Origin of the sequence: Agromyces zhanjiangensis, assembly GCF_040496055.1 — a bacterium.
GTDB lineage: Bacteria > Actinomycetota > Actinomycetes > Actinomycetales > Microbacteriaceae > Agromyces > Agromyces zhanjiangensis.
Genome location: NZ_JBEPKB010000003.1, coordinates 135639 through 150186 on the forward strand (window position 1 = coordinate 135639; position 14548 = coordinate 150186).

At 73.8% G+C, this 14548-nt stretch carries 16 protein-coding genes and 1 pseudogene; 8 read left to right on the top strand and 9 right to left on the bottom strand.

Annotated features, from left to right (window positions below; all coding sequences use genetic code 11):
- Window positions 1–26 precede the first annotated feature (26 nt).
- Both ABME02_RS06875 and ABME02_RS06880 read left to right on the top strand, forming a co-directional pair.
- Window positions 27–491: an LpqB family beta-propeller domain-containing protein gene (locus ABME02_RS06875; RefSeq protein ID WP_353814531.1), complete on the top strand. Its 465-nt coding sequence runs from the start codon at window positions 27–29 to the stop codon at window positions 489–491.
- Complete coding sequence (locus ABME02_RS06880) at window positions 449–2227, top strand: DUF5671 domain-containing protein (RefSeq protein WP_353814532.1); 1779 nt, start codon at window positions 449–451, stop codon at window positions 2225–2227. Before ABME02_RS06875 ends, ABME02_RS06880 begins: the two co-directional genes overlap by 43 nt.
- Before the next feature lie 30 nt (window positions 2228–2257).
- Here the strand turns inward: ABME02_RS06880 and ABME02_RS06885 are convergent, their stop codons facing one another.
- From ABME02_RS06885 to ABME02_RS06900, 4 genes are all read right to left on the bottom strand, one after another.
- Entirely contained in the window at window positions 2258–3274 is a 1017-nt protein-coding gene (locus ABME02_RS06885) for an ABC transporter permease (protein ID WP_353814533.1), read from the bottom strand.
- Window positions 3275–3288: 14 nt separating this feature from the next.
- On the bottom strand, window positions 3289–4314 hold the full coding sequence (locus ABME02_RS06890; protein ID WP_353814534.1) for an aliphatic sulfonate ABC transporter substrate-binding protein: 1026 nt from the start codon (window positions 4312–4314) through the stop codon (window positions 3289–3291).
- A gap of 69 nt (window positions 4315–4383) precedes the next feature.
- Window positions 4384–5262 carry an ABC transporter ATP-binding protein gene (locus ABME02_RS06895; RefSeq protein ID WP_353814535.1) on the bottom strand — a complete coding sequence of 293 codons (879 nt, stop codon included), beginning with the start codon at window positions 5260–5262 and terminating at the stop codon, window positions 4384–4386.
- Between the two features lie 160 nt (window positions 5263–5422).
- Window positions 5423–5893 carry a GNAT family N-acetyltransferase gene (locus ABME02_RS06900; protein WP_353814537.1) on the bottom strand — a complete coding sequence of 157 codons (471 nt, stop codon included), beginning with the start codon at window positions 5891–5893 and terminating at the stop codon, window positions 5423–5425.
- Between the two features lie 76 nt (window positions 5894–5969).
- Here ABME02_RS06900 and ABME02_RS06905 point away from each other — a divergent pair, with 76 nt between their 5' ends.
- Both ABME02_RS06905 and ABME02_RS06910 read left to right on the top strand, forming a co-directional pair.
- Entirely contained in the window at window positions 5970–6107 is a 138-nt protein-coding gene (locus ABME02_RS06905; protein WP_353814538.1) for a hypothetical protein, read from the top strand.
- 28 nt (window positions 6108–6135) lie between these two features.
- Entirely contained in the window at window positions 6136–6972 is an 837-nt protein-coding gene (locus ABME02_RS06910) for an SDR family NAD(P)-dependent oxidoreductase (RefSeq protein WP_353814539.1), read from the top strand.
- 9 nt (window positions 6973–6981) lie between these two features.
- Here ABME02_RS06910 and ABME02_RS06915 read toward each other — a convergent pair whose 3' ends face one another.
- The 5 genes and pseudogenes from ABME02_RS06915 to ABME02_RS06935 form a co-directional block, all read right to left on the bottom strand.
- On the bottom strand, window positions 6982–7437 hold the full coding sequence (locus tag ABME02_RS06915; RefSeq protein ID WP_353814540.1) for a hypothetical protein: 456 nt from the start codon (window positions 7435–7437) through the stop codon (window positions 6982–6984).
- Window positions 7434–8735: a serine/threonine-protein kinase gene (locus ABME02_RS06920; RefSeq protein ID WP_353814541.1), complete on the bottom strand. Its 1302-nt coding sequence runs from the start codon at window positions 8733–8735 to the stop codon at window positions 7434–7436. The genes ABME02_RS06915 and ABME02_RS06920 overlap by 4 nt, the downstream gene beginning before the upstream one ends.
- A 77-nt stretch (window positions 8736–8812) precedes the next feature.
- Window positions 8813–9658: an exodeoxyribonuclease III gene (locus ABME02_RS06925; RefSeq protein WP_353814542.1), complete on the bottom strand. Its 846-nt coding sequence runs from the start codon at window positions 9656–9658 to the stop codon at window positions 8813–8815.
- Between the two features lie 87 nt (window positions 9659–9745).
- Complete coding sequence (locus tag ABME02_RS06930) at window positions 9746–10261, bottom strand: DUF6328 family protein (RefSeq protein WP_353814543.1); 516 nt, start codon at window positions 10259–10261, stop codon at window positions 9746–9748.
- 9 nt (window positions 10262–10270) lie between these two features.
- Window positions 10271–10744, bottom strand: a pseudogene (locus tag ABME02_RS06935) (hypothetical protein); the annotation flags it as partial.
- Between ABME02_RS06935 and cofE the strand changes: the two are divergent.
- The 4 genes from cofE to fgd are packed head-to-tail and all read left to right on the top strand — an operon-like array spanning window position 10738 to window position 14402.
- Window positions 10738–11520 (top strand): coenzyme F420-0:L-glutamate ligase, encoded by a 783-nt coding sequence (cofE, locus tag ABME02_RS06940; RefSeq protein ID WP_353814544.1) that lies wholly within the window; start codon window positions 10738–10740, stop codon window positions 11518–11520. The pseudogene ABME02_RS06935 and the gene cofE sit on opposite strands and share 7 nt — an antisense overlap.
- Window positions 11521–11572: 52 nt before the next feature.
- Window positions 11573–12571, top strand: coding sequence for a TIGR03557 family F420-dependent LLM class oxidoreductase (locus ABME02_RS06945; protein ID WP_353814545.1), 999 nt, complete (start codon window positions 11573–11575; stop codon window positions 12569–12571).
- The gene (gene cofC / locus ABME02_RS06950; RefSeq protein ID WP_353814546.1) at window positions 12568–13383 is read left to right on the top strand and encodes a 2-phospho-L-lactate guanylyltransferase; all 816 of its coding nucleotides are present in this window, start codon (window positions 12568–12570) and stop codon (window positions 13381–13383) included. Before ABME02_RS06945 ends, cofC begins: the two co-directional genes overlap by 4 nt.
- Window positions 13380–14402, top strand: coding sequence for a glucose-6-phosphate dehydrogenase (coenzyme-F420) (gene fgd, locus ABME02_RS06955; protein ID WP_353814547.1), 1023 nt, complete (start codon window positions 13380–13382; stop codon window positions 14400–14402). The genes cofC and fgd overlap by 4 nt, the downstream gene beginning before the upstream one ends.
- Window positions 14403–14548: the final 146 nt, after the last annotated feature.

A 14548-nucleotide genomic window follows, 5' to 3' on the forward strand; every position in this document is an offset into this window, starting at 1 on the left:
GCGAGGGGCCGCGCCAAGATACGAGCATGGAGGCCCAACGCCCGAGACCGGACCGCGCGCTCGTCGTCATCCTCGCGGTGCTGGGGGCGCTCGTCGTGATCGCGCTCGTCGTCGTGTTCACGCGTGGAGAACCCGAGCAGCTCGATGCGACCACCCCCGAGGGCGTCGTCCAGCAGTACTCGGCCGCCGTCATCGACGGCGACGAGGCCGCCGCCATGGAGTTCCTCGTGCCGGAGCTCGCCGACGAGTGCGTCAGGATGCCGAGTGCCGAACCGGCGGGCATCCGCGTGACGCTGGTCGACACGACCGAACGGGACGACACCGCCGACGTCGACGTGCTCGTCGTCGCGACCTACGGCGACGGACCCTTCGGCTCATCGGAGTACGAGGAACGCGGGGTGTTCGACCTCGTGCGCGTCGACGGCGAGTGGCGCATCGAATCGACGCCATGGCCGCTCACGATCTGCGATCCGACGGTGGTGCGGGGATGAGCGCGACGTCGACCGGTTCGGCGCAGGGCGCGGTGCGTCGACTCATCGTCTTCGTCCTGCTCTTCGTGCTGGTCATCATCGCCGCCGTGGGCGTCGGCGGCCTGCTCGACCGGGCGTTGGACGTCGACCGCACCCTCGCCGGCGGCGGTGCCGACGAACTCGCACTCCAGCTCGCGTTCGCGCTCATCGCGGGCCCGTTGGCGGCCCTCCTGTGGTGGGGCGCCTGGCGACGTCTCGGCGAGCCCGACGAGCGCGGATCGATCGCCTGGCCGCTCTACCTCGCCGCGATGTCGACGGTCTCGCTGATCGTGGCGACGACGTCGATCGCCGGTGGCATCACGAGCCTCATCGACGGTCGTCCGGACCCGGCCGGCCTCGCGACCGGCGTGGTGTGGGCGCTGGTCTGGCTGTGGCATCGATGGATGCTGCGGCATCCGGGGAAGGGGCCGACGCGCCTGTCGACGGTGCCGCTCGTGATCGGCGCGGCCTACGGCCTGGTGGTCGGCGCGAGCGGAGCGTTCGCGGCGCTCGCCGCGGTGTTCGACGCCGCGATCCTCGGCGCCTCCGAGACGGTGCTCGTCGGCCGGGACTCCTGGGCGCAGGCGGCGATGGACTCGCTCGTCTGGGCGGCGGTCGGCCTCGCCGTGTGGTGGTGGCACTGGGTCCGCGACGGCGTCCGGCGCGTTCCGACGGGGTTCGCCGCGGTCGCGCTCGTGGTCGTCGGCGTCCTGGGCGGCGGCGCGGCGATGCTCGGCGGCATCGGCACGGTCGTCTTCGTGGGCCTCCGGCTCGCCTTCGACCCGAGCGAGCCCGCGAGCGCCATCCTCATCCCGCTGGGCGCGGCGATCGCTGCGGCGTCGGTGGGCGCGCTCGTGTGGCTCCTGCACTCGCGCATCGCCGCCGCCCACTCCGACCGCACGCGCCGTGCCGCCGTGCTCGTGATGTCGGGGATCGGGCTCATCGGCGCCGCGTCGGGCATCGGCGTCGTCGTCAACGCACTCCTCGCGGAGCTGAGCAGCCCGCTCGCCGCGTCGGGCAACCGGGCCCTGCTGCTCGGCGGCCTGAGCGCGATCGTGGTCGGCGGGCCGATCTGGTGGATCAACTGGCGTCCGACGCGCCGACCCGACCCGGCCGAGGCCGTCGAGGTCGGGAGGCGGGTCTACCTCGTCGCCGTCTTCGGGGCGAGCGCCGTGGTGGCGATCATCACGCTGCTCGTGCTCGGCTACCGCGTGTTCGAGTTCGTGCTCGACCCGGGCACGGGCTTCGCCCTGGTCGACCGGATCCGGGCGCCACTCGGGCTGCTCGTGGCCACCGCGCTCGTGTTCGCCTACCACTTCGCCGTCTGGCGACGGGACCGCGCGATGATGTCGCAGGCCGGAGTCTCGCCCGCCCGCCGCATCGGGCGCGTCGTGCTGGTCGCCTCGGGCGACACGGATGCCGCGGAGCGCGCGATCGCGGCGGCGACGGGCGCCCGCGTGGACGTGTGGCGTCGTGTCGCAGGGCGCATCGACCTCGGAGCCGAGACCGGGACCGGGACCGAGGCCGAAACCGGGGCCGGGACCGAGGCCGAGGCCGGGACCGGGACCGGAACCGAGGCCGGGACCGAGGCCGACGCGGTGCCCACGGGGCCGGACGCCGCGGCCGTGGTCGCCGCGCTCGAGGACGTCACCGCCGCACGGGTGCTCGTGCTCGTCGGGCCCGGCGGCCGTGTCGAGGCGGTTCCGCTGGCCGACTGAGCCGCCGGGCGGGGTCGCTGCGTGCCCGGCTCAGGCCCAGCGGCGCACCGCCCAGCGCTCGAGCAGACCGACGAGTGCGTCGCTCAGCTTGCCGAGCACCGCGAGCAGGATGATCGCCAGGAAGATCCGGTCGATGCGGCCCGTGTTGCCGGAGTCGCTGAGGAGGAAGCCGAGCCCCATCGACGAGGCGATGAGCTCCGCGGCGACGAGGAAGAGCCAGGCCTGGGCGAGCGCGAGGCGCAGCGCCGCGATCACCGAGGGCACCACTGCGGGAAGCTGCACGGTCGCGAAGAGGGTCGCTCCACGGAGGCCGAAGGCGCGCCCGGCCTCGAGGAGGCGCTTGTCGACGTGCCGGAGGGACGCCGCGACGATCGTGTAGACGGGGAAGAACGCGCCGATCGAGATGAGGATGACCTTCGAGTCCTCGCCGATGCCGAACCACAGGATCAGCAGCGGCACCCAGGCGAGGGACGGCACCGCGCGCACCGCGCCGAGCGTCGGGGAGAACAGCACGTCGCCGAGTCGCGAGAGTCCCACGACGGCACCCGCGAGCAGGCCGAACAGCGCGCCGAACGCGAAGCCGATGAACACGCGCTGGGTCGAGATCGCGACGTAGAGGCCGAGCAGGCCGCGCTCGGCGAGGTCGATCGCGGCGAGCCACACCATCTCCGGGCTCGGCAGCTGCGACACGGGGACCGCGCCCGAGGTCGAGACGACCTGCCACGTCGCGAGCAGCGCGAGCGGGATCAGCGCGCCGCCGAGCACCCGGAGCCAGCGGCGCGAACTGAGCGGTCGCCGGTCGCCGGCATCGCCCCGGCCCGGACGACCCGGGCGCGCCGGGCGCGCCGGGCGGCGGTCAGCGGATGCGGCGTCGCGCCGCTCCTCGCCGCGGGCGGGTCGTGCGTCGACACCGGCCGGGCCGGTGACATCCGCCGCGGCCACGGGACGACCGCCGACCGCGACGGGTGCCGCGAAGGCCGACCCGACCGAGCCGTCGGGCAGGCCCGAGCGTTCCGTGTCCGTCGTCTTCGCGGCATCCGTCGTCATGGTCTGCTCCTCGACTACTTCGCGAACCGCTCGGGGTCCGCCTGCGTGACGAACGAGTCGTCGATGAGGGTCGCGAGCGCCTCGTCGACCTGGTCCTGCGCGGCCACGTCGCCGAGCTCGACGAACACCGGGCCGATCTTCTCGAGCAGCGCGACCTGCGCGTCGCCGGGGACCGGGTCGACGTCGAGGTTCGATCGCTCGAGGATCACCTTCGAGGCGATGGACTCGTCGAGGCCCGCGACCTCGGCGAGGATGGCCGCGGTCTCCTCGGGGTTCTCGGCCGCCCAGGCGCGCGCCTGCTCGTACGCGTCGATGACGAGCTGCGCGAGCGCGGGCTTCTCCTCGAGGAACGATTCGGTCGCGTTGAGGAACCCGTAGCTGTTGAAGTCGACGTTGCGGTAGATCAGCGTCGCGCCTGCCACCTCGGCACCGGCCATGATCGGGTCGAGTCCGGCCCACGCGTCGACGGCGCCGTTCTGCAGCGCGGCCCAGCCGTCGGCGTGCTGCAGGTTCTCGACCGTGATGTCGTCGGGCGAGAGGCCCTCGGCCTCGAGCGTCTGCAGGAGGAAGAAGTACGGGTCGGTGCCCTTGGTCGCGGCGACCGTCTTGCCCTTCAGGTCGGACACCTCGTCGATCTCGCTGTCGGGTCCGGCCACGATCGCCGACCACTCGGGCTGCGAGTAGATGTCGATGGTCTTGATGGGCGAGCCGTTGGCGCGGGCGAGGAGCGCCGCCGAGCCGGCCGTCGAGCCGACGTCGATCGCGCCGGCGCGGAGCGCCTCGTTGGCCTTGTTCGAGCCGGCCGACTGGACCCAGGTGACCTCGAGGCCCTCGGCCTCGAGCCAGCCCTGGTCCTTGATGATGAGGCTCAGCGGGTTGTAGGTCGCGAAGTCGATGTTCAGCGCCTGGCCCTCGAGCGAGTCGCCCTCGGCGACGGCCTCGGCGGACTGGTTCTCGCCGGCGACGCAGCCGGACAGCAGCAGGGCGGTCGCGGCGGCGCCCGCGACGAGCGCGGTGCGGAAGACGGTGGTGCGGGACACGGGGGCTCCTTCTCGGTGGGGGTGGGTCGGGCGTCGACGGCGGTGCTGTGGTCTGGCCGTCGTCGCCGGTCAGTACGGGTAGTGCGGGATGGTCGTGGTGGCCTGGATGCCGCGTGCGGCACCGTGCCGGTCGATGCCGAGGCCGTCGAGCAGGCGCCCGCGGAGTTCGGCGAGCTGGGCCGAACCGCGGTCGCGCGGGCGGTGGCCCGGCACGACGACGGTCTGGCGGATGTCGGCTCCCGGCTCGTCGCCGTCGGTGCCGAGCAGCACGATCCGGTCGGCCAACTGGAGCGCCTCGTCGACGTCGTGCGTGACGAGCAGCACGGTGGTCGGCTCGGCCGCATGCACGTCGAGCAGGAGGTCCTGCATCTTGAGGCGCGTCAGCGCGTCGAGCGCGCCGAACGGCTCGTCGAGCAGGAGCACCTCGGGGTTGCGCGCGAGCGCGCGGGCGAGCGATGCGCGCTGCGCCATGCCGCCCGAGACCTCGTGCGGGCGGTGCCCTGCGAACTCGGCGAGGCCGACGAGCTCGAGCAGGCGTGCGACCTGCGCCCGCCCGTCGCGACGGGCCGTGCCGCGGGGCAGCCCGAGCGCGACGTTCTTCTCGATGCTCCGCCACGGCAGCAGTCGCGGTTCCTGGAAGCCGACCGCGCAGCGCACGTCGAACGGGCGGACTGGCGCCTCGTCGATCGCGACCTCGCCCGACGTCGGGTGGTCGAGGCCCGCGACGATCCGCAGGAGCGTCGACTTGCCGCATCCGCTCGGACCGAGGATCGCGACGATCTCGCCCGCGGCGACGTCGAGGTCGATGCCGCGGAGCACGTCGCGCGTGCCGCCGTCCGGGGCGGTGAAGGCGCGGCCGACACCGCGCAGCGCGACGGGCGCCGCGGGTGCGGCGGTCGCGTCTCCGGCGGACGCGGGTCCGGCGGGTGCGGTGGGTGCGGTGGTCATCTCGTGCTCCTGGTCGGGTCGGCGGATGCTCGACGCTAACCGGAACGCGCTCTCCGCCGCCGGGCCCGTGAAGCACGGCGTAACACCGCGCGACGCGCGGCGTCACACGGCGTCGGGGGCGGGCGTGCGGTCGGCGTGCCGGCCCGCCCGCCTCGGCGGCTCAGAGCGGCTTCGCCATGTGCATCGACGCGACGTGGTACCCGAGGTCGCGGTACAGCGCGATCGCGCCCTCGTTGCCGCCGAACACGTTCAGCATGAGCCGCGACGCCCCGTGCTCCCGGGCGATCTCCTCACCCGCGAGCATGGCCCGGCGGGCGACGCCTCGACGCCGGAACGACGGGTGCACCTCGAGGTCCCAGACCCACCACAGCTCGCCGTGCTCGTCCCACGGGCCGAGCCAGAGCCACCCGGCCTCCTCGTCGCCGAGCCGGATCGTGTGCAGCAGCTGCCCCTCGACCGGTCGGCCGTCGGGGAAGAACCGCTGCTCCGAGGCACGCCGACCGGCCGCGGCCTGCTCGGCCGAGTCGCCGGCCTCCAGGCGTGCCTGCTCGTACTGCGCCATGGCGGTCGGCAGCCAGTCGGCGACCTCGGCATCGGACATCGGTCGCAGGCGCACCTCGGGTTCGTCCATGGCGGCAGTCTGCCCGCTCGCCGCAACCTGCGGAACCCCGCGCCGCAGAGCCGGTCGGGCCTGCGATCATGTCGCCATGACCGAGGGGACCGAGCCGACGGCCGCGGAGGTGCGTGCGGCGCTCCGCGCCCTCGCCGACCCGGCGCGCGCCGCGTCATCCGCGACCGAGCACCTCGAGCCCGCCCAGCGGGCGCGGTATCGCGCGATGCGATGAACGCGCGCCGCTTGCGAGAATGTCCCCCATGGCGAGAACCGTTCGTGGCGCGAGCATCCTGATCACCGGTGCGGCAGGCGGGATGGGGCGCATGTACGCCGAGCGGGCCGTCGCGGAGGGCGCGGCATCCGTCGTGCTCTGGGACCGCGCCGCCGCCCCGCTGGCGCGCACCGCGGACGAGCTCGGGCGACAGGCCCGGGGTCGCACGCGCGTGCGGTCGTACGTGGTCGACGTCGCCGAGTCGGGCGCCATCGCCAAGGCGGCGCACAAGGTCCGGCGCGAACTCGGCACGCCCGACGTGCTCGTGAACAACGCCGGCATCGTGCGGGGCAACGCCTACTTCTGGGAGACCGACAGCGGCGAGGACGTGCGGCCGACGATGCTCGTCAACGCCCTTGCGCCGATGTACGTCACCCGCGAGTTCCTGCCCGCGATGATCGCGCGTGGTCGACCGGCGCGCATCGTCAACGTCGGCAGCGCCGCCGGCACGCTCGCGAATCCGCGCATGGCCGTCTACGCGGCGTCGAAGGCCGCGCTGAACGGCTGGAGCGACTCGCTGCGGCTCGAACTCGAGCAGGCGGGCCATCGGCACGTGACCGTGACCACCGTCACGCCCTCGTACATCGCGACGGGCATGTTCGCGGGCGCGCGCGGCCCGATCCTCGCGCCCGTGCTCGAGCCGGAGTTCGTCGTCGATCGGGTATGGCGGGCGATGCTCGCCGGGAGTCCGCTGGTCGAGCTGCCGGCGAGCGTGCGGCTCTCACGGGCGCTGCGGGCCGTGCTCCCCACCCGCGTGTTCGACCGCGTGGTCGGCGGCGGGTTCGGCGTCTACCGTTCGATGGAGCGCTTCACCGGGCGCAGCTGAGTCGACCCGTCAGTCGTCGCCCTTCCCCTTGTCGCGGCCCTTGCCCTTGCCGGGCTTGTCGTCGGAGTTGCCGGAGCCGCTGTTCCCGGGGTCGTCGGCGGAGTCGTCGTCCTCCTCGTCGGCCGTCTCGGTCGGCGTCGGCGACGGGCTCGGCGACGCCGCGGCGATCGCCGCCTCGAGGTCGGCGCGCACGAGCGAGATCGCCTCGGTGATGCCCGCCGCGCGGTCGGCGTCGAGGTCGCCGTCGGCCTCGGCCGCGTCGACCTCGGCCTGCAGGGCGTCGAGGCGGGCGAGCGCGTCGGCGAAGTCGCCCGCCGACGAGGACTCGGCGATCGAGACCACCTGCGCTCGCAGGCCCGTCACGTCGTTCGAGGGATCCTGCCCCGACGCGCAGCCGGCGATGCCGAGGGTGAGGGCGATGGCGGCGGATGTCGCGGCCACCGCGCGGTGCAGACGGACGGTCACGGTGACACCGCCTCCTCCAACTGGTCGAGGTGCGTGCCGAGGTCGCCCTCCACGCTCGGCATCGGGGCCTGCGTGGGCTCGGTCGCAGTGCCCCCGCTCGCGAGGGCGCCGACCGCGACGGGGACGACCACGACCGCTCCGATGAGCACGAGGGCCGCGGCGATCGCGACGACGACGCGCCTGGGCAGCCGCCTGCCCTCTGTGCGGCGGTCGGAGCCGGCCGCCGGCGACGGCGCGTGCGGGGCGACGCCGGTCAGGATCCGGGTCGCTGCGGTGCCGTCGTCTGCGGACGCCGACGACGACGACGGCGCGCTCGCGGCCGAGGGCCCCGATGGCATCACGCCGGTGGCGGGAAGGATGCGCGTGTCGTCCTCCGTGGCGGGTGCACGCGTCATGGCCACGGTCGGATCGTCGCCCGCGTCCGACGCGTCGTCGCCGTCGATCGCGAGCGACTCCGTGGCGAGCGCCACGTCGAGCGCGCTGGGCCGCTCGCCGGCGTCGCGCGCGGTCATCGCGGCCAGGAGCTCGCGCCAGTCGGCCGGGAGCTCCGCCGGGATGACGGGGTCCCGTACGAGACGCGCGCTCGCCGACTCCAGCGCTGGGCCGGGGAACGGCTGGACGCCGGTGAGGGACTCGAGCACGAGCAGGCCGAGCGCGTACACGTCGGCACTGCTGCCGACCGGCTCGCCGCGCACCTGCTCGGGGCTGAGGTAGCCGGGTGTGCCGATGATCCGCCCCGTCGCCGTCAGCCGCGACTCGTCGAGCAGGCGCGCGATGCCGAAGTCCGCCAGCTTGGCGTTCCAGCGTCGCGTGGGCAGGTGAGCGGGCGCGAGCAGCACGTTGGCCGGCTTGACGTCGCGGTGGATGATGCCCCGCGAGTGGATCACGTGCAGCCCCTCCGCGAGGTCCGCGAGCATCCGGGCCGCGTCGCGACGGGAGACCGGGCCTCGCTCGAGCACCTTGCGAAGGTCCTCGCCCTCCACGAGCTCCATCACGAGGAACTCACGGCGGGTCGCCGGGTCCTTCGCGGCGTCGAAGAGCGTGACGAGGGCGGGGTGGGTGAGACTGGCCAGGAGGGCCGTCTCGGAGCGGCGGCGGTCGGCGTCGTCGAGGCCCTCCGTCGAGGCCGTGAAGACCTTGACGGCCACGCGGCGGCCGAGGGCGAGGTCGTCGGCGCGGTACACGGCGGCCATGCCGCCGCGCCCGATGAGGCCGTCGACGCGGTACCGGTCGGCGAGGGTCGAGCCGAGGACCGGGTCGGTCGCCGCGTTCGCGACCTGTTCCGTGGGGGAGTCCATCCCACGAAGGGTAACCCCTCGCGCTGGATGTCCGATCGGGGTTGCGGACGGGCGGTCGTCCGGTCCGGCCGTGAGGCTCAACCGAAGATCATCGGCAGGTCGTCGTCGTCGGCCGACTCCTCGCCGGCGAGCTCCACGAGCACGGGCACGTGGTCGCTCGGCGCGTCGCCCTTGCGCTCGTTGCGGTGGATCGAGGCATCCGTCACCTGGTCGGCGAACGCCGTGGACCCCAGCACGAAGTCGATCCGCAGGCCCTCGTTGCGCGGGAAGCGGAGCTGCTTGTAGTCCCAGTACGTGTACCCGGTGGGGACGATCGGCCGGACGACGTCGGTCATGCCGGCGTCCTCGAGCGCACGGAACGCCGCCCGCTCGGGCGGCGACACGTGCGTCGTCACGCCCTCGATGACCGTCGGGTCGCCGTTGTCCTCGTCGAGCGGGGCGATGTTGAAGTCGCCCATGAGCGCGAACGGACGCTCGGGGTGCGCGGTCGTCTCCGTGCGGGCGAGCTCGGTCAGGGCGGCGAGCCAATCCAGCTTGTACGTGTAGTGCGGGTCGCCCAGGGAGCGGCCGTTCGGCACGTAGAGGCTCCAGAGGCGGATGCCGTCGATCGTCGCACCGATCGCCCGCGCCTCCTTCGGCAGGTCGGGACCCTCGTGGCCCTTGAGGAAGCCCGGCATGCCGGGGAACTCCGTCTCGACGTCGGCGATCGGGAGGCGACTCGCGATCGCGACGCCGTTCCACTGGTTCAGCCCGTGGAGCGCGAGGTCGTACCCGGCCTGCTCGAACGCGTCGTGCGGGAACTGCTCGGGCTTGCACTTGATCTCCTGCATCGCGAGCACGTCGACGTCCTCGCGCACCATCCAGTCGACCACGCGGCCGTATCGGGTGCGGATCGAGTTGACGTTCCAGGTGGCGATGCGCATGGATTCCAGCCTAGGGTCGCCCGCCGACCCTCCCGGACGGTCCGCCGACCCGGCCTCCCGGGGTCGCGATGGGACGCCCGGTCGGCGTCAGCGTCGGCGCGGCTCGCGCCTGCCGATGCGCGGCACGACCGTCCAGAACGCCAGCAGCAGGAGCAGCGCCACGCCGCCCGCGAGGTACCCGGCCTGGCGGTTCACGGTGACGTCGAAGATGAGCATCGCGACGCCGGCGGCGACGAGCGACACGACGACGAGCAGGGTGAGCAGCAGGGTGTTCGCGATCCGCACGACCCGGTCCTTCTGCTTCTTGCCGCTGAGCTGCCGGTGCAGGATCACCGGGGCGAGCCCGAGCATCGTCGCGGTGGTCGCGAGGATGACGAGGGCCAGGTAGAGCACGACCTCCTGCGCCTCGAGCTCGGCGAACTTCGGCTGGAACGCGACGGCGAGCAGGAACCCGGTGATGAGCTGCGTGCCCGTCATGACGACGCGGAGCTCCTGGAGGATGTCGTTGAACTTCCGGTCCTGGCGTTCGGCCTCGGTCTCGTGGCGTTCCTCCGCCGAGACCGATCGCTCCGCCTCCGACCCCGCCCGCGCGTCAGCTGCCATGGCCGGATGCTACGTCGGCATCACGCCGGATGCGGTCACGGCCGCGCCGAGCGCGAACGCGCCGACCATCAACGCCATCCCGACGAGCGGGATCCAGAAGGCGATCCGCTTGAGGACGAGCACGACGACGGCGGCGACGAGCGCGATCACCGCCACGATGATCGGCAGGATCATCGCGAGCAGCATGCCGGTGCCCATGCGGTCGTAGTCGCAGGTCGACGAGGCCCCGCACGAGTCGCCCGCGAACGCGAGGAAGAATGAGAAGAACAGCAGCACGAACGCGAGGCCGGCCATGACGACGAGCAGCACGATGGTGAGCACCAGGTCCCACACGATCACCGGCCGCTTCGCGGGTGCGGCGACGACCTGAGACATCCGACCCTCCCCCTGGCGCGCCCCCGCACGCCTTGACCGAAGTCTGACAGCGGCCGGGGCTGCTGCCAAGATGTGATGGGGACCGAGCGGAAGGGCGGGGCGTGAGGTACAGCATCGAGGGTGTCGAGGGACTGCCGGAGATCGGCGTCGGCGTCGACCTGGCGGCGCTCATCGTCGGCGCGATCGACGAGCCGCTCGGCGACGGCGACATCCTCGTCGTGACGTCGAAGATCGTGTCCAAGGCCGAGGGGCGGATCGTGCACGCCGACGACCGCGAGCAGGCCATCACCGACGAGACCGTCCGCGTCGTCGCGACGCGGCAGACGGGCGAGTTCACGACCCGCATCGTCGAGAACCGGCTCGGCATCATCGGCGCCGCGGCGGGCGTCGACGCGTCCAACGCGCCGGAGGGCACCGTGCTGCTCCTCCCCGTCGACCCGGACGCGTCCGCCCGGGCGCTGGCCACCGGCATCCGCTCGCTCACGGGCGCCCGCGTCGGCGTGCTGCTCTCCGACACGCTCGGCCGGCCGTGGCGGGAGGGCCAGACCGACATCGCGATCGGCGCCGCCGGCGTGCACGTCTTCGACGACCTGCGGGGGCAGGCGGATGCCTCGGGCAAGCCGCTCGCGGTCACCATGCCGTGCGTGGCCGACGAACTGGCCGGCGCGGCCGAGCTCGTGAAGGGCAAGTCCGCCGGCGTGCCGGTGGCGATCGTCCGCGGCCTCGGCCACCTCGTCGGCGACCTCGACCTGCCGGGCGCACGCTCGATCGTCCGGCCGGCGGATCGCGACCTGTTCCGCCAGGGCGCCGAGGAGGCGTACGACGAGGGGTACCGTGCCGGGTTCGACGAGGCGCAGGCCGAGGGGCCGCTCCGCGCGGAGTGACGGCTTCGCGTCCGGCGGACCGTCGCGCCCGGATGCGGGGCAGGATGGAGGGGTGAGCCCCCACATCGGTTACGCCGTCATGCTCGAGCGGTTCCCGCCCGCCGAGGCCGTGGCGCTCGCGGCGCTCGCCGAGCAGAGCGGGTTCCGCGGCACCATGGCGAGCGACCACTTCCAGCCGTGGCTGCCCGGGCACGGCCAGTCCGGGTTCGTGTGGAGCGTGCTCGCGGGGATCGGCGCGGCGACGACCGGCGACTTCGGCCCGGGCGTCACGACGCCGTCGTTCCGCATGCATCCGGCCGTCGTCGCGCAGGCGTCGGCGACCCTCGCCGCGATGCACCCCGGCCGGCACTGGCTCGGCATCGGATCGGGCGAGGCGATCAACGAGCACGTGACCGGCACGTACTGGCCGGAGCCCGCCGAGCGCATCGCGCGCATGTTCGAGGCGGTCGAGGTCATCCGCAAGCTCTTCGCCGCCTCGGCCGCCGGCCGCGACGTGCGGCACGCGGGCGAGTTCTTCAAGCTCGAGTCCACGCGGCTCTGGACGATGCCCGAGCGTGCGCCCGACATCCTCGTGGCGACGCAGGGGCCCGTCACGGCGCGTCGCGCCGGGCGCACGGTCGACGGGCTCATCACCACGAACGCCCCGGCCGATCGCCTCGCCGAGCTGCTGGCGCGCTTCGCGGCGGGTGCGCGCGAGGCGGGGCGCGACGCGACGCGCATGCCGCGCGTGCTCCAGCTGAACCTCGCGTGGGCGCCGACCGACGAGGAGGCGATGGCCGACGCGCTCGCCGAGTGGCCGATCGGTGCGCTGCGCTTCCCGCGCGGCGACATCCGCTCGCCGTTCGAGGTCGAGCAGCTCGCGCGCAGCGTGCGCCCGGAGGACTTCGCCGGGCGGATGCTCGTCTCGGCCGACCCCGACGCGCACCGCGCGAACGTCCAGCGGCACCTCGACCTCGGGTTCGACCGCATCTACCTGCACAACGCCGGCCGCGACCAGGCGCGATTCCTCGAGGTCTTCGGCCGCGACGTGCTGCCGGGGCTCCGCGCATGACGACGTCCACGCGCGGGGCCGCGCCGGACGATGCCGCGGGCTGGACGATCGTGGTCCCCGTGAAGTCGCTCACGGGCGCGAAGACCCGCCTCGCACCCGAGCTCGGGCCGGCGGAGCGGGCCGCGCTCGCGCGGGCGTTCGCGCTCGACACGATCGGCGCCGCACGTGCGGCGCGGGTCGTGCGGCGGGTCGTCGTCGTGTCCGACGAACCCGTCGTCGAGCGCGAGCTGCGCGGCGCGCCCGGCGTCGAGGTCGTGCCCGAGTCCGGCCCGCGCGGCCTCGCCGCTGCGATCGCCCACGGCATCGCCGTCGCCCGCGCGGGCGCGGAGTCCGGGGCCGGGGCGGGCGGCGCGGATGCCGCGGTCGCGGTGCTGCTGGGGGACCTCCCGGCGGTGGGGCCCGACGACCTCGATGCGGCGCTCGCGGCCGCCGCGCGGCATCCCCTCGCCTTCGTGGCCGACGCCGAGGGGACGGGCACCACGCTCGCGACCGCGCTGCCCGGGGCGACGTTCGCGGCCCACTTCGGGCCCGATTCGGCGGCTCGCCACCGCGCGGCCGGCTTCGCCGACCTCGTCGGCCTCGATCCCCCGTCGATCGCGCCGGGCCTCCGCCGCGACGTCGACACCGCGGGTGAGCTGCACGAGGCCGTCGCGCTCGGCGTCGGCACCCGCACCGCGGCGGTGGTCGACGGCCTCGCCGACCGGCCGGAGTTCGCCGACGGCGCCGCGGCGCGGCGTCCGCTCGACCCATCGACCGCGCCCACGGGCGCCGGAAGCGCGCCGCACGGCGCAGACAGGAAGGCAGCATCGTGACCCTGACCCTCGGATACAAGGCCAGCGCCGAGCAGTTCGACCCGCGCGAGCTCGTCGAGATCGCCGTCGCCGCGGAGGCGCACGGCATGGAGTCGGTGTGGACGAGCGACCACTTCCAGCCGTGGCGGCACACCGGCGGGCACGCGCCGTTCTCGCTCACCTGGATGGCCGCGGTCGGCGAGCGCACGTCGAACGTCAAGATCGGCACGAGCGTGATGACGCCGACGTTCCGCTACAACCCGGCCGTGCTCGCGCAGGCGTTCGCCTCGCTCGGCATCATGCACCCCGGCCGCATCATCGCCGGCTTCGGCACGGGCGAGGCGCTGAACGAGATCGCGACCGGGTTCCGCGGCGCGGGCGAGCAGGACTGGCCCGAGTTCCGCGAGCGCTTCGCCCGGCTGCGCGAGGCCGTGCGGCTCATGCGGGCGCTGTGGACGCAGGACGGCCAGGTCGGCTTCGAGGGCGAGTACTACTCCACGCACGACGCGTCGATCTACGACCGCCCCGACTCCCCCGTGCCCGTGTACATCGCCGCCGGCGGCCCGACGGTCGCGAAGTACGCGGGCCGCGCGGGCGACGGCTTCATCTGCACGTCGGGCAAGGGTGCCGAGCTCTACGTCGACCAGCTCATCCCCGCCGTGAAGGAGGGCGCCGAGGCCGGGAACCGCTCGTACGACGCGCTCGACCGCATGATCGAGATCAAGCTCTCCTACGAGGAGACCGAGGAGGCCGCGCTCGACAACACGCGGTTCTGGTCGCCGCTGTCGCTCTCCAAGGAGCAGAAGCACGACATCACCGACCCCGTCGAGATGGAGCGGGCGGCGGATGCGCTGCCGATCGAGCAGATCGCGAAGCGCTGGATCGTCGGCACCGACCCCGACGCGGTCGTCGCGCAGATCGGGCAGTACGTGGACTGGGGCTTCACCCACCTCGTCTTCCACGCGCCGGGGCACGACCAGCGGCGCTTCCTCCGGCTGTTCGAGCGCGACCTCGCGCCGCGGCTCCGCGCACTGGGGTAGCCGACGGCGCCGACACGCGGGTGCGGTGGTCAGAAGTTCCTCCCGAAGGTCCCGGCCCGGCTCAGCCGGCCGGCTCGAGCACCGGCCCGGTGCCGCCTCCCCGTGCCTGCGAATTCGCCCCCGGACCGGCCGCGCCCCCACCGCGC